Source organism: Leptolyngbya sp. 7M (genome assembly GCF_018128485.1).
Genome location: NZ_CP070897.1, coordinates 3,206,456 through 3,219,323 on the forward strand (window position 1 = coordinate 3,206,456; position 12,868 = coordinate 3,219,323).

Sequence of the window (12,868 nt, forward strand, 5' to 3'; positions counted from 1 at the left end):
AAGAACTCGGTCGGACGGAAGCGGCTCCATTCGCCGCTGATCGCCTTTTAAAAGGCGGATCTTTCTCAATGGGAAACGACCTCCACTCATGGAACGGTTACATTTTCCGGCGGTGAGCTGTTCATGACCTCTGCCCGCGCCCGCTATTATTACGCGATGTGCGCCGCTCCGGATTTCAAAACGGAAGATTCTGCCGTTCGCGTAACTGTTAGAAACGTAAATGGTACAGCATCAGATCTTGGTTATGGGCTTATTTTTCATAGTGATCCAAAGCCACTTGTAAAAGGTTACGCATTCCTAATAGATACGGCTAGGAAACGCTATCGTGTCGTTCGGCATGAACCTAACAAAGAGCATAACGTGGTTGCATGGACTGATTCGAGCGCGATAAATGGCGGCTCGGAGGCGAATAAACTCGAGGTGCGGCACAAGAACGATATCAACGAGATATATGTGAATGATACTTTGCTTACGTCGATCCGCAATGTTTACGGACACAAAGGCGGTGTCGCGGGATTGTATGCGGCAGATGGTATCAGGATCGGGTTCAAAGATCTGGAGATCGTGAAGTAAGTCCGCCCGATATGAAGACTTGTCCTAAATGCGGTCAGTCCTACACCGATGCAAATATAAATTTTTGCTTGAATGACGGCGAGCTCTTGTCGCGTCTAAGCGAGTCCTCGGATCTCTTTAATGAGCCGCCAACCATTTTCGCTGACGATTCCCCGCCTACCGTCATAATGGGATCAGCTCGCGAAACGCGTGACAATTGGCAGCCTGCTGCGCCCATCGTACCTTATCAAGAAAACCAAACCTATCGCCCACCGATCGATAGGGTTGCGATCCCGGGTTTTCCTCAAGCTCGTAATCACACCTTGCCAACAATTTCGATGATCCTGGCAATTTCTTCGATCCTGCTTGTGTGTTGCGCTGGAGGAATATGGCTTGGTGTTCCAGCGGCGATCATCGGATTTATTGGAATGAGAAACGCTGATGATAAGCCACAACTATATGGCGGACGGGGAATGGCTCTCGGCGGCATGATTATTGGGATCATCACGTTTTTCCTATCCTTGGTCTTTCTTTTGTTCGGTTCTATTTCCTGATATATGGACAAGTAGCGTAGCCGACGTAAATCTTCTATACTCAAACCGATGCGTGTAACGTTGCTTGTTGTCGCGGGACCACAAACGGGACGCCAATTTACATTTGACCAACACGACACGTTCATGATCGGCCGGAGCGAGGACGCACATTTCTGTCTTCCGCATGACCGATTTTTTTCGCGCCATCACTGCATTCTTGAGATCGCGCCACCTCAGTGCTTTCTTCGTGATCTAGGTTCGACGAACGGAACTTTCGTAAATGGCATTCGCGTGGAGACCGCGCACTTGAAACACGGCGATCGACTTCAGGGGGGAGAAACTGTCCTGGAAGTTCGAGTTGAGAGTGATATGGCAAATGCCGGATCGTCCGGTATTCCGTCGATCGAAAAGACGGAGCCTTCGATAATCACGGTTGCCTGTCTCAATTGCGGTGTCCCGTCAAAGGCGGAAGCATCACGACCGGACGCAAAGCTAACATATGTTTGCGATGATTGCAGAGAAAAACTACGGAAGAATCCACAGCCGATACCGAATTATCAAATGATCCGGGTTCTGGGGCAAGGCGGTATGGGTAGTGTGATGTTGGCACGCGCCGTTAGCGATGGCCGTGCGGTCGCAATAAAAACTCTTTTGCCGGAAGTCGCGGTTAGCGATCAATCCTTAAAGCGTTTTATGCGCGAGATCGAGGTGGCTGCGTCTCTCCAACATCCGAATATTGTCAGCTATATTGAACACGGAACACACAACGGTATTGTTTACCTTGTAACGGAGTATATCAGCGGGATGGATGCCGGGAGATTAGCGAAGAAGCGCGGAGGAAGACTAAATTACCAAGAGGTTGTTAAGATAATAGAGCAGACACTTGCTGCTCTTGAGTTCGCACATACGAAGGGATTCGTCCATAGAGATATAAAGGAACAGAACATACTAGTTGACGGCAACTTTCCTAAATACGTGGCCAAGCTGACTGATTTTGGTCTATCAAAGAGCTATAAGCAAAGCGGTTTAAGCGGAGTTACTATGGTCGGTGATGTCGCTGGAACGATCGCTTATATGCCTCCCGAGCAGGTCCGCGATTTTAAGGAGGTCAGACCGCCTTCTGATATTTATGCGGTCGGTATGACCGCTTATAGTCTGCTCACCGGTGCACATGCGCTGGATATCGGACCGAAAGCCGGAATATCTGAAACTGTAAAAGCCATTTTCGAGAAACCGATAGTCCCGATCAGCCGACGGGTTCCGGACGTCCCGCTCCGTATTGCGGCGGTTTTTGAAACTGCTTTGGCAAAACAGGTCGATCTTCGTTGGCGAACCGCGGGCGAAATGCGTGAGGCATTACTCAGAGCCGCTTCCAGTGTTTGACCCGTATCTGTCTAGTTGGCCTGCTGCAGTCAATACACCTAACAAAACCCATAGATGTCGGGCATTTTCGAAAGATCCGATAAATCCCTGTGCCAGAAATGCTCCGATAAATACTGCTGCTAAGGGAGAAAAGGGATTCTTATCGCGGATAAGTCTTACACTTTTAGATGCAAAGTGAACGGTGAGCCAAATAATTGCGATAAGTCCAAGGAGACCCGCCTGAGCTGCAACATTTAGCCAGGTGTTATGAGCATCGGTTAATATAGCTCCTCGTCCCGAAGCCGATTGATAGTAAACACTTGCTACCCCTAGCCCAAGCCCCTTTCCTGTGAAAGGATATTCAAGAAAAGTTCTAAAGGAATCGTACCAGGTCAGCGCTCTTGGTCCGAGAGAATAAAACGTGCGTGATCCATCTGAATTGACTATCGCTGAACTTATGTCCCAAGGTGGATAGGCGGAAATTAATACAGACGAGATAGCTATAAAAAGGCCGAGGTAAACGAATATCAAACTTGATCGCGGGAGCGAATTTGGTATTTTCGTGCAGTAAAGAAGTACACATAAAGAAAGAATAAATCCGCCCAAACCTGGTGTGAGTGTGAAAATGGCCGCTAAGTTGATCAGCAATACGGCCAAGATCAAATATGGCGAACGAGGGTTCGCTCGAAACAATATAAACGCCATCCCCAAAGCAACAGTCAGGTAATTGCAAAGCATTGCCGGGTAGAGGAATGTGGATTGGATCCGTGGATAATTTCCTGACGGAAGGGAGCCTATGCAATAACCCTGAGGGTGATGGGCGTGATCGTGATGGTCATCATGAGCGTGGTGATCATGGTCATGATGATGCGCTTCGTGTGAGTGATCCTGCTGGGTTTGTTCAATCTCTTCCTGCACGAGATTGGCATAGGCTTCTGGGTTGTTATAGCCCACATCTAAAAGCAGTGGCAGCGGTACTTTTCCATGCTGACTGTGCAGGATTCTGGCACCTTCTTTGACCGTATGAATATAAGCTTCCAGGTTTTGGATCTGGTCTGGATCTGCCAAATCAGTCTTATTCAAAATCGTGACATCCCCATAGGCAATCTGCTTGAATGCCGCTTCGCTGTCGAAATGATCGGGGGTAAAAGTCTCAGAATCGACGACGGTGACGATCGAATCTAACCGGGTCAGGTCGCGCAATTCTGTACCCAAGAAGGTCAAAATAATCGGCAGTGGATCGGCAACACCCGTCGTTTCGATCACCATGTAATCGACCTGATCGTCCCGCTCCAGCACGTTATAAACCGCATCCACCAGTCCATCATTAATCGTGCAACAGATGCAGCCATTACTGAGTTCCACCATGTCTTCATCCATCGCCACCAGTAATTGGCTATCAATGTTAATGTCACCAAACTCATTCACCAAGATCGCAACCTTTAGATCCTGACGATTGTTCAAAATGTGGTTGAGTAACGTGGTTTTACCACTGCCGAGAAATCCCGTGATAATCGTGACAGGCATTCCTCGTTTGGGAATGTCCAGGGTGCTGGGAGTGGGAAGAGTTGTTGTGTTGGTCATATCCAATTCCTCAAATTAAATCGCAATACATTCAATCAACTGTGCTTTGATTAATTCAGCATTTAAGTTTCGCCCGATGAATACTAACTGATTATGCTTGGGTAACTGCGATCGATTCTCTTTCAGAGACATTGCATGAACGCTTTTCATGTCGCATCGTTTACCACTCAGTTGCAAAACATAGCGTAGTTGGCTGCCCTGAAACCAGACAATTCCCTTGGCGCGGTAAACATCAGGAGATAGATGATGCAGGAAGTTTTGAAATTTGGGTAAGTCGAAGGGACACTGGCGCAGTTGCTCTGGAAGCGATTCGCTTTCAAATGACACCGCTACAAACCCATCATTTTCTAAATGATGAGAATGTCTATGGTCATGATGCTCATGAGTTGGCTGGGATGAGTTGATGTAGGTACTGGCATCATTAAATCCAATATCCAAAATTAACGGCAGTGGCACCTCCCCATATTGGGTCGAGATGATTCGAGCGCCTGGCTTAATCGAGCGAATATAATCTTCCAACCCATCCACGATTTGAGGAGAAACCAGATCGGTCTTATTTAAGAGAATGATGTCCCCAAAGATGAGTTGGTTGAGTGCGGCTTCACTGTCATAATGACTGGGTGTAAAGGACTCAGCATCGATGACCGTCAGTACTGAATCCAGTCGCGTGACATCTCGCAATTCTGTACTGATAAAGCTCAACATGATCGGCAAAGGATCAGCAATTCCGGTGGTTTCAACCACAATGTAATCAACTGAGTCATGGCGATCGACCATTTCATACACAGTATCAACCAGGCTTTGATTGATGGTGCAACAAATACAGCCATTGCCCAGTTGCACCATGTTTTCATCTACAGAAACTAGCAGTTGTGAATCGATATCAATGTCACCAAACTCATTCACAATTACAGCAATCTTTAACTCATGGCGATTGTTCAGAATATGATTGAGCAGCGTGGTTTTGCCGCTGCCCAAAAAGCCTGTGATGATGGTAACGGGCATGACACGCTGAGGGACATTCACCGATTCTGGATAAACTTGCATGACTGGGTTGGACATAATGACTCCTTAAGTTTGCAAGTAAGTCTCAGCCAGATGATAGACCAGTGCTTTCCGTTGCATGGTTTGAAAAATATTGTAAAAACCATTGGCACGAGAAGGAGTCAGGCTGATATCCAGCCCAGTTCGCTGAATGAAATCGGGCTTTAACTGGATGATTTCTGCGGGAGCTAACCCGTTCAATCCTTCAACCAACAGCCCCACTAATCCCTTGGTTAGTTGAGCGTCGGAATCGCCCTGAAAGATCACCTTGCCCTGCTCCAAACTGGCAGTTACATACACTTGAGACACACAACCAGGAACTTTATGTTCTGCCACCTTTTGCTCATCGGGAAATGGCGGCAGGCGCTTGGCAAAGCAAAGCAAGTACTCATAGCGCCGCTTCGGTTCCGTAATCTGTTGGAACCGCTGGACAATTCGCTCAAGGGAGGCAGGCAAGGGTTGGGAGACAGGCGGCATACTGTTCTAGCAGCAAGCTATCCATAAAAATGATAATCATTCTCATTATATAGGAAGTGGGTGAAAAACTGAAGCAATTCTTCGCAAGCGATACCACCCCTGCGGTTGATCTACTTCCTGTATGGTACTGAGGCACACTGCTATGAGCAGTTCGCTGATTTAACTAAACCTGAAATTCAGAATGTGTCATAACACCCTGATTGTGTTATGGTTTAGTTACTCATTCGGTTCTGGTGGGGAGCAGCCATCAGACGCAAGGGGGAAAGTGCAGTGCGAATCTGCCGCTGTCCCGCAGCTGTGAGGAGAGACGCAACTCTCTGAGTCAGAATGCCCGCCGAGTTGTCAACCCGTTACATAAACATCTGCGAGGTACGGATGATGAAAACTTCAAGTTTTTGCAATTGGCTTTCTGCCAGAATTTTAAGGTTGTAGCGTTCTGAGTTGAACGAGAGGATAACATCTGGCGAGGCTATCTGAGTAGAGATAGCCTGTCGTTGTGCTGGTATTTGTGGCTAGCGTCCTCAAGATGTTTGGTTATGGACTGTTTCCAATCTGGGGACAGCTAATCTTTCATGTTTATCTACAGAATTTAGAACGCTACAGCTATGACTATTCAAACTGCAACGCTGGGGTATCCCCGCATTGGTAGAAATCGTGAGGTTAAAAAGGCATTAGAAGCCTTTTGGAGCAGTAAATCTGATGCCGAAAGCTTGCTGCAAACGGTTCGAGACGTTGAATTTGCGAACTGGAAAACACAACTCGAAGCCGGGATTGATCGCATTGGTATTGGAGATACCACCCTCTACGATCATGTGTTGGATTGGACAGTTCGGCTTGGCTTAATCCCAGAGCGCTTTCAATCTCTCACTGGACTCGATCAAAAGCTAGAAGACATGAATGAATTACAGGATGTTTTTCTACATGCGATTGCCCATGATTTACGGACAACGATTATGGGAACGCTGATGGTTTTGAAAAATTTCCAGCAACATCCAGGTGATGAAATTTCGATTCCTCGCTCCTTGCTAGAGCGAATGACCCAATCGGGCGAAACCCAGCTCTGTAAGTTGAATGCCCTGCTCGAAGCTTACACCAATCGTACCGAAGGAGTAGTACTCCAGCCAGAGCCGATGCAAGTACAGGAACTGCTGCAAACGGTCGCGACCGACCTCAAACCGTTACTGGAGCGCAACCAAGCCACGCTAGAGCTGGCACTAGACAAGTTGCCTCCAGTGATGGCAGATGGGGAACAGCTTAGACGAGTGTTCCAGCAACTCTTGCTCAATGCGGTGAAGCACAATCTGCCTGGAGTGCACATTACAGTTGAGGTCAAACCAGAACCGCAGTGGTTGCGTTTTATTGTGGCAGACAATGGCAAAGGGATTAGTCAGTCGCAGCGAGAACGGCTGTTTGATCTCAAACTGGGCGCAGGACCAGATCGGCAGTTGACGGGTATCGGCGTTGGTCTCTGCCTCTGTCAACAAATCATCACGGCTCATGGCGGCAAGATTGGTGTAGAAAGCGAAGTGGGCCACGGCTCGCGCTTTTGGTTCACCCTGCCACGCTAGCGGGCGCACTGGGAACGATCCAAAACAGATTTGTAAACTTGAATCATCTGTTGTCCGATCGCCTGCCAGCTATAATGCGTCAGGGCGTGGGTTTGGGCGTTGGCTCCCCGCTCGATCCGACTAGCTGGATCAGCGAGAGCAAATCTCAACTGCTGGATTAAGAAATCAACCTCACAGGTACAGATCCAGCCCGCTTCAGCTTGCGCAATCTCCTGCCAAATATGAACCTGATCGGAAACAATCACAGGCACTCCTGCGGCCATTGCCTCTGCTACTGCAATGCCAAAATTTTCGTAATAGGACGGCAACACAAACAAATCGGCTGCCTGCAAGAGCTGGGCCTTAGCAGCTCCAGTCACAAAGCCAGTCATGGTAGTACAGTGTGCTAAAGGCGAAGCCTGAATCTGGGCACGAATCTGATTCTCATAGTTTGGATCCTGTGGATTGGCCCCTGCTAATACGAAATGAAACTCCACTCCTTCTGCCAATAGCTGCACCAATGCTGGTAGCAACAGATCTAACCCCTTCTTTGGATCAATGCGCGACATGAACAAAACTAGTGGCTGATCTAGGGGCAGACCCAACTGTGAGCGGATCTGGTTCTTCTGGATAGGTTCGGCTATATTTGGCAGCTCGACGCCCAAAGGCAGCACAACGTCACGGGTTACGGTGCCGAACCGTTCAGATACCTTTGCTTCCTGATCGCTAGTAAAATGCACTGCTGCTGCTCCTGCTAGATTGGGGCGTTCTATCAGAGCTGCATAAAGTCGTTTGAGCTGTTTTTTCTTTTGTAAGTCGGCTGGATCAAGGGTGCCTAAGGGCCGCAGAATATAAGGCAATTTCTTCCAACGAGCGATTGCCGCTGCTGCACTACTAACTGGTGAGAATAAGGCATGAATATGAGCGATATCATATTCGTGAGCATGGTTAGCAAGCCAGTTTAGTAAAAGCGGCGAAAACTTATAGCGACGAAATGGTGAACAGCGAAAATAACGAATCCGATACCCATCTTGGAGTACCGCTCGATCGAGCGGCACATTGAGTGGAGCCTGGCCCGTATCGCCGTTGGCATCAGTGGTCAGAATAGTCACATCAATGGCTTGTGCTGCCAGACTTTTTGATAGCCCCAATACCATTTGGCTGGGGCCACCGTAGACCAAAGATAGGGATGGAACAATTTGCAGAACTCGCAATGATTTCATAGATAAAGTTAAAGCAATAAAGGCAGGATAAGGTCACGATAAAGTCACGATAAAGTCACGAGAAACATTTCAAGGGTCATGGCTTAGTCTGAATACGTGCAGCCTGAATACGTTCACTCCAAATATGTAAGGTGTTACCAAGCTAACTACTGCCAAAGGAGTAGTGGCTCTCCGACCTTTTGAGTGATGATTTTTGAGACATAGCCGGGGTAAGGTTTTAGTAAAGTGCAACATTACTGCACTGGACTGCACTGGACTGCACTGGACTAGGCATGGAGTAGAGCCTATCGAAATTGAATCTGCTGTCTGACAATCACATTGAAGATATTTTGAGGTACATGTTATGGCTTTGAAAACAATTGATGAATATGATCTGAATTCAAATCGTCAGCCGGGTAGCTACAGAATTAGCGGATTTGGCGTGTATTCTGACTTAATAGCTGGCATGTTGGCTAGCAAAACCGAAGAAAAGATTGGTACTGTAACCAATGCGTTGGTGGATGACATGGGTCAAATTCAGTACATCGTGGTTGATCTAGGAACCAATCCTTCGGGCAGAGAAGTTCTGCTTTCGGCAGACCGGGCACGAATTGACCAAGACCAGCGTCGCGTATATGCTACGGGTCTAAGTAAAGAGCAGGCTGAGCAATTGCCGGCCTACAATGCGCAAATGCAGTACTAACTTGAACTGACACTAGCACCCCTTACATATCGCCGACCATTTGGTCGAGTTGAGTATAGCGCTGGCCGTCATTCCATAGCGAACTCAGCAAGGTTTTGACGGCTGCCAAACAACCTAGAATATAAAAGATAGCGCGACTAATGATACTAAGCGGCGAGCCACTTTTACAGCAAGGTGGATGCCCCAAAACCTGGCAATCGAATAAGTCAGTGGATAAACGCAAAAATTGAGTAGGGGTCAAATTTTTTAGGCCCATCAAGAAGTTGTTGTGATAGAACGTGATTTGGTATTTGAAGGAGCGCGTACTAATATCGTGGCAACCTCCTGATTCTTCGCCCAAATGAACCAGATGGGCTGTTGGGTCATACCAAATTTTGTAACCGGTTTTGCGGATGCGCAAGCAAAAGTCAGATTCTTCGCGGACTGCGCTGCCTTGAAAGCGTTCGTCAAACCAGAGACTGTGCTGTTCAAACAGAGCGCGCCGAAACGACATATTGCAGCCCCTTGCTGTTAGTACCTGCTGTGGTTTGATGGTATGAACCAGATTTAGGCTGTACCAAGCGGTACCCGGATCCATTGCTTCGGGTGGCAAATCTTCAATAATTAAATTCAGGTGTTGTTTAGGAGGCTGTATTGCCCAGTTTACAATAATTCCAGGAGTATTTACCTTACATAGGTAATTAATAGGCTTCGTAGATCTGATTCAAATTTGAACAGTTCAGCATGAATTAGAAAGGGTTGGTTCAGATTCCATGTCTATAGTAAAGCGTATATGTCGTCGATTATTATTAACAACTCAATATTGGTGGCTATGGACCTGGTTCAAATTAACCGAACCACCCCGTATCTTAATCTATCATTCTGAGATCAATAAACGCTTGCTATCGGCATTCGGTGCTCAAATTGGCAAAACGAATGTGCGGATTTTTGGACCTGTGACATTGAATTGGAAAGAGCCAACCTTTCACAATCTCACAATTGAGGATGACTGCGTGCTCAATGGTCATAATTTCATTGATTTATATGAAAGGATTACTCTGGAGAAAGGAGTCAATTTAGGACCAGGCGTTGTAATCATGACCCATAACTCCTATGATACAAACTCCTTTCTTAACGAATCCTTGGCACATACGATTGGTAAAAAACCGGTTCATATTAAAGCAGGTGCCAGCATCAAAGCAAAGTCTTTAATTGTACATGGTGTAACCGTTGGTGAAAGTGCAGTAGTCGCAGGGGGTGCTGTTGTTAATCGAGATGTTGAACCCTATCACTTTGTTGTAGGTATTCCTGCGAAAACTAAACGAATTCTCAAAAGCCAATCTGAACAAAGGAAAGTAGAGAGCAATGAAGAAGTCGAAAGTACTAGTTTTCTCTATAGCCCTAATCGGCTATGACCAGATCTTCCAACACTGTATTGATTCCCATCGAGCCTACTGTCGAAAGTATGGTTACGATTATGTATTGATCGATAAATTTCCTGGAATTCCAGACAAGGAAGAGGCAACATGGTTGAAAATTGTCCTAATGATTGAAGCTCTCAAGAGCAGTTACGATTGGGTATTTTTTGTAGATTCAGATTGTGAAATTCGCAATCATACCCCCAGACTTGAAGAGATTCAAGTCATAAACAAATATATCTATTTGGCACCTGGCCATTCTGGATATATTAATGCTGGTATTTTAATCGCAAAATCCTCAAGCGAAGCAATTCATTATTTCGAGAAGGTATTAGATAGTGCCCAACAGGAAATCCCAGAATTATCAATCGTAGATTGGGGCGATAATCCCTATATTATCCATCATGCCAAAGAAAATCCTGATATCTATTTGTTAACTCATGATTGGAATAATAACACGAATCTAGATTCCCAAAGTTACATCTTTCACTACAGTAGCGGCACTTTTCGAGCTTTTTATTTGGAAAAGTACGCCAGTCGAATTTCTCAAACAAAAGGAAAGATTTTACGCAAGATCTACAACACATATTTACGAAATTTTCCCAAGCGCAATACCTTTCGATCCCGTATGGATGATTATAGAGACTTCTATACATCTCGCTATGCTGCGTTTCAAAAACAGACAAGCACTGCCGGAGTATCTGTTTCATGAATACTTTAGTCAAGTTGCCTAAGCCAGCAGGGCATAGAGTTCGGTACGTTGCAAAACCATCTTTTCTACAGTTGAGAGTTGATGAAATCTGCACTACGGAGGGTAAGTTTGGTAATATTTGGCAGTTGTGGATGGTCGATCCAACGAAGTGCGATTGGCTCCCTGATAGTCTGTCAAGTTCCTTATTTACAGAAATTCAAACGGTTGAGATTTGCAGTCAATCAACTTTACCGCATCCTCATCTAGGACACTGGGTCAGTAGCTTATGTGAAAACCTATCCAGGTTAAACAGAATTGATCTAGCAATACCCGTTTTAGACACTGATCGCGTGATCGACCGCATTATCCAAATTGGATCGATCGCCAAAGCCCATAAACTTCATTTTACTGTCAGACTCAGTTTATTAGATCTGGAACATAATTTCAGTGAATTGAACCGAAAGAATAGCGTCAATTTAGTCAAGCTTCAGCCTCTGATTAGGATACTCAACTTTATTCAAAGCTGTGAATTTATTACAGATTCAAAGCTAGAATGCACCATCAATCAAGCAACGGTTTATCAGTTGCATGAATGGTTGGAGTTTGCTATCAATCACAATATTCCAATTGTTTATAAGTTAGGAGTTCCTCACCAAGTCGCTGAAGCCAATTTGCCAGTCGAACCTGATACATTTGCATTTGAACAGATCTACCATTTGGTCATCTTTCTAGAAAATTTGATCCGCTATTACGAAACCTCGGCAACGCAACTTCAGTTTTACCAATCCCTGATAGGCCAACTGATCGATCATAAACCTCGTAGTGTCGGGTGCAAGTGGCAGTCTGGAGGTGTAACGCTTTCTGCTACAGGTGAACTACGGTACTGTGCAATTGCCAGCAAATCACTGGGATCTACTCTGAAGCAAGACTCTGTAAGCCTATATGAAACCCATCAGGAGCATTGGTACCAGATTCTGCAAACAGCCTGTCATTCCTGTAGGCAGGATTGTATTCTGCCTGGAGCAACGAAAACTGTATCTAAAGTGTCTAAAATATCGTTCCGGACTCTGTTCAAGCAAGTTAGCCTGCTCAGTCAAATGAAATCATCGAAGCTGCTGAAGCCCTTGAAGACATTAAGATTACAGGTTGGCTTCCAGAAACACTTGCAAACTCTAGGGGTATATTCGAGCATTTCTTCTCCTCCAAAGGTGGCGATGCATTTTCCGGATGCACGTTCTAGTAAACGGAAGGTATTAATTTGTGGCTGGTATGGCACTGAAACTCTGGGAGATAAGGCAATTCTAGGAGGTGTGCTCCAAGCCCTACAGGAAGCGATAGGAGAAGTTGAGTTCCATCTGGTAGCAATTGAGGTCTACATTTCCCAGATGACCATTCGGCAAATGCCTGAATTGCAGGGCTGTGTTTTGCACTCTCTAAGCGAAGGGTTGGAGATCGTTCAGTCAATGGACCTGGTTGTCTTTGGCGGCGGACCCTTAATGGCAATTGGAGCAATGGCTGAAATTATGGCTTTTTTCCAACGAGCAGTCGTGGCAAATATCCCAACTATGTTAACTGGGTGTGGTGTGGGTCCATTGGGTGCTAATTTTCTCAATCAGGCAATCCGCCATGTATTATTGCACTCGTCCTATCGGATTTATCGAGATCAAAAGTCATTAGAAAACGCTCGAGCGCTGGGAGTAGAAATATTGTTTGGAGGCAATCACACCCTCTACAAGAATACAAAACTTAAATCATATTCATTTAAACGATAACTCA

General features: G+C 46.0%; 13 protein-coding genes and 1 riboswitch. Of the genes, 8 read left to right on the top strand and 5 right to left on the bottom strand.

What is annotated here, in order from left to right:
• Positions 1-123: 123 nt before the first annotated feature.
• Genes JVX88_RS15890 through JVX88_RS15900 form a run of 3 tightly spaced genes read left to right on the top strand, consistent with a single transcriptional unit; the run spans position 124 to position 2,468 of the window.
• Complete coding sequence (locus tag JVX88_RS15890) at positions 124-573, top strand: hypothetical protein (protein ID WP_211628264.1); 450 nt, start codon at positions 124-126, stop codon at positions 571-573.
• An 11-nt stretch (positions 574-584) separates the two neighbouring features.
• Positions 585-1,106, top strand: a complete 522-nt coding sequence (locus JVX88_RS15895; protein WP_211628265.1) for a DUF4190 domain-containing protein — start codon at positions 585-587, stop codon at positions 1,104-1,106.
• 48 nt (positions 1,107-1,154) lie between these two features.
• Positions 1,155-2,468, top strand: coding sequence for an FHA domain-containing serine/threonine-protein kinase (locus JVX88_RS15900; protein ID WP_211628266.1), 1,314 nt, complete (start codon positions 1,155-1,157; stop codon positions 2,466-2,468).
• Here the strand turns inward: JVX88_RS15900 and JVX88_RS44130 are convergent.
• The 3 genes from JVX88_RS44130 to JVX88_RS15915 are packed head-to-tail and all read right to left on the bottom strand — an operon-like array spanning position 2,442 to position 5,552.
• Complete coding sequence (locus JVX88_RS44130; RefSeq protein WP_211628267.1) at positions 2,442-4,031, bottom strand: GTP-binding protein; 1,590 nt, start codon at positions 4,029-4,031, stop codon at positions 2,442-2,444. The genes JVX88_RS15900 and JVX88_RS44130 overlap by 27 nt on opposite strands.
• Positions 4,032-4,046: 15 nt before the next feature.
• Positions 4,047-5,093 carry a CobW family GTP-binding protein gene (locus tag JVX88_RS15910; RefSeq protein ID WP_211628268.1) on the bottom strand — a complete coding sequence of 349 codons (1,047 nt, stop codon included), beginning with the start codon at positions 5,091-5,093 and terminating at the stop codon, positions 4,047-4,049.
• 9 nt (positions 5,094-5,102) lie between these two features.
• Positions 5,103-5,552, bottom strand: coding sequence for a SufE family protein (locus JVX88_RS15915; protein ID WP_211628269.1), 450 nt, complete (start codon positions 5,550-5,552; stop codon positions 5,103-5,105).
• 208 nt (positions 5,553-5,760) lie between these two features.
• A riboswitch (cobalamin riboswitch) is annotated at positions 5,761-5,906 on the top strand.
• 251 nt (positions 5,907-6,157) lie between these two features.
• Here JVX88_RS15915 and JVX88_RS15920 point away from each other — a divergent pair.
• Complete coding sequence (locus JVX88_RS15920) at positions 6,158-7,120, top strand: sensor histidine kinase (protein ID WP_211628270.1); 963 nt, start codon at positions 6,158-6,160, stop codon at positions 7,118-7,120.
• Here JVX88_RS15920 and hpsP read toward each other — a convergent pair.
• Positions 7,117-8,322 carry a hormogonium polysaccharide biosynthesis glycosyltransferase HpsP gene (gene hpsP / locus JVX88_RS15925; protein WP_211628271.1) on the bottom strand — a complete coding sequence of 402 codons (1,206 nt, stop codon included), beginning with the start codon at positions 8,320-8,322 and terminating at the stop codon, positions 7,117-7,119. The genes JVX88_RS15920 and hpsP overlap by 4 nt on opposite strands.
• Before the next feature lie 343 nt (positions 8,323-8,665).
• On the opposite strand from hpsP, the gene JVX88_RS15930 reads away from it, so the two are divergent.
• Positions 8,666-9,004, top strand: a complete 339-nt coding sequence (locus tag JVX88_RS15930; RefSeq protein ID WP_211628272.1) for a PRC-barrel domain-containing protein — start codon at positions 8,666-8,668, stop codon at positions 9,002-9,004.
• 22 nt (positions 9,005-9,026) lie between these two features.
• Here JVX88_RS15930 and JVX88_RS15935 read toward each other — a convergent pair whose 3' ends face one another.
• Positions 9,027-9,581: a hypothetical protein gene (locus tag JVX88_RS15935; RefSeq protein WP_263975552.1), complete on the bottom strand. Its 555-nt coding sequence runs from the start codon at positions 9,579-9,581 to the stop codon at positions 9,027-9,029.
• 175 nt (positions 9,582-9,756) lie between these two features.
• Between JVX88_RS15935 and JVX88_RS15940 the strand changes: the two genes are divergently transcribed.
• The 3 genes from JVX88_RS15940 (at position 9,757) to JVX88_RS15950 (ending at position 12,864) form a co-directional block, all read left to right on the top strand.
• On the top strand, positions 9,757-10,398 hold the full coding sequence (locus tag JVX88_RS15940) for an acyltransferase (protein WP_211628273.1): 642 nt from the start codon (positions 9,757-9,759) through the stop codon (positions 10,396-10,398).
• Positions 10,349-11,113 carry a hypothetical protein gene (locus JVX88_RS15945; protein WP_211628274.1) on the top strand — a complete coding sequence of 255 codons (765 nt, stop codon included), beginning with the start codon at positions 10,349-10,351 and terminating at the stop codon, positions 11,111-11,113. The genes JVX88_RS15940 and JVX88_RS15945 overlap by 50 nt, the downstream gene beginning before the upstream one ends.
• A gap of 329 nt (positions 11,114-11,442) precedes the next feature.
• Positions 11,443-12,864 (top strand): polysaccharide pyruvyl transferase family protein, encoded by a 1,422-nt coding sequence (locus JVX88_RS15950; RefSeq protein ID WP_211628275.1) that lies wholly within the window; start codon positions 11,443-11,445, stop codon positions 12,862-12,864.
• The last annotated feature ends 4 nt before the right edge of the window (positions 12,865-12,868 follow it).

What these genes read in the sequence shown, in the direction of transcription:
- JVX88_RS15940 (WP_211628273.1), top strand. Translation starts at nt 9,757, where the DNA reads ATGTCTATAGTAAAGCGTATATGTCGTCGATTATTATTAACAACTCAA.
- JVX88_RS15935 (WP_263975552.1), bottom strand. Translation starts at nt 9,581, where the DNA reads ATGGATCCGGGTACCGCTTGGTACAGCCTAAATCTGGTTCATACCATC.
- JVX88_RS15890 (WP_211628264.1), top strand. Translation starts at nt 124, where the DNA reads ATGACCTCTGCCCGCGCCCGCTATTATTACGCGATGTGCGCCGCTCCG.
- JVX88_RS15920 (WP_211628270.1), top strand. Translation starts at nt 6,158, where the DNA reads ATGACTATTCAAACTGCAACGCTGGGGTATCCCCGCATTGGTAGAAAT.
- hpsP (WP_211628271.1), bottom strand. Translation starts at nt 8,322, where the DNA reads ATGAAATCATTGCGAGTTCTGCAAATTGTTCCATCCCTATCTTTGGTC.
- JVX88_RS15915 (WP_211628269.1), bottom strand. Translation starts at nt 5,552, where the DNA reads ATGCCGCCTGTCTCCCAACCCTTGCCTGCCTCCCTTGAGCGAATTGTC.
- JVX88_RS15930 (WP_211628272.1), top strand. Translation starts at nt 8,666, where the DNA reads ATGGCTTTGAAAACAATTGATGAATATGATCTGAATTCAAATCGTCAG.
- JVX88_RS15900 (WP_211628266.1), top strand. Translation starts at nt 1,155, where the DNA reads ATGCGTGTAACGTTGCTTGTTGTCGCGGGACCACAAACGGGACGCCAA.
- JVX88_RS44130 (WP_211628267.1), bottom strand. Translation starts at nt 4,031, where the DNA reads ATGACCAACACAACAACTCTTCCCACTCCCAGCACCCTGGACATTCCC.
- JVX88_RS15895 (WP_211628265.1), top strand. Translation starts at nt 585, where the DNA reads ATGAAGACTTGTCCTAAATGCGGTCAGTCCTACACCGATGCAAATATA.
- JVX88_RS15910 (WP_211628268.1), bottom strand. Translation starts at nt 5,093, where the DNA reads ATGTCCAACCCAGTCATGCAAGTTTATCCAGAATCGGTGAATGTCCCT.
- JVX88_RS15945 (WP_211628274.1), top strand. Translation starts at nt 10,349, where the DNA reads ATGAAGAAGTCGAAAGTACTAGTTTTCTCTATAGCCCTAATCGGCTAT.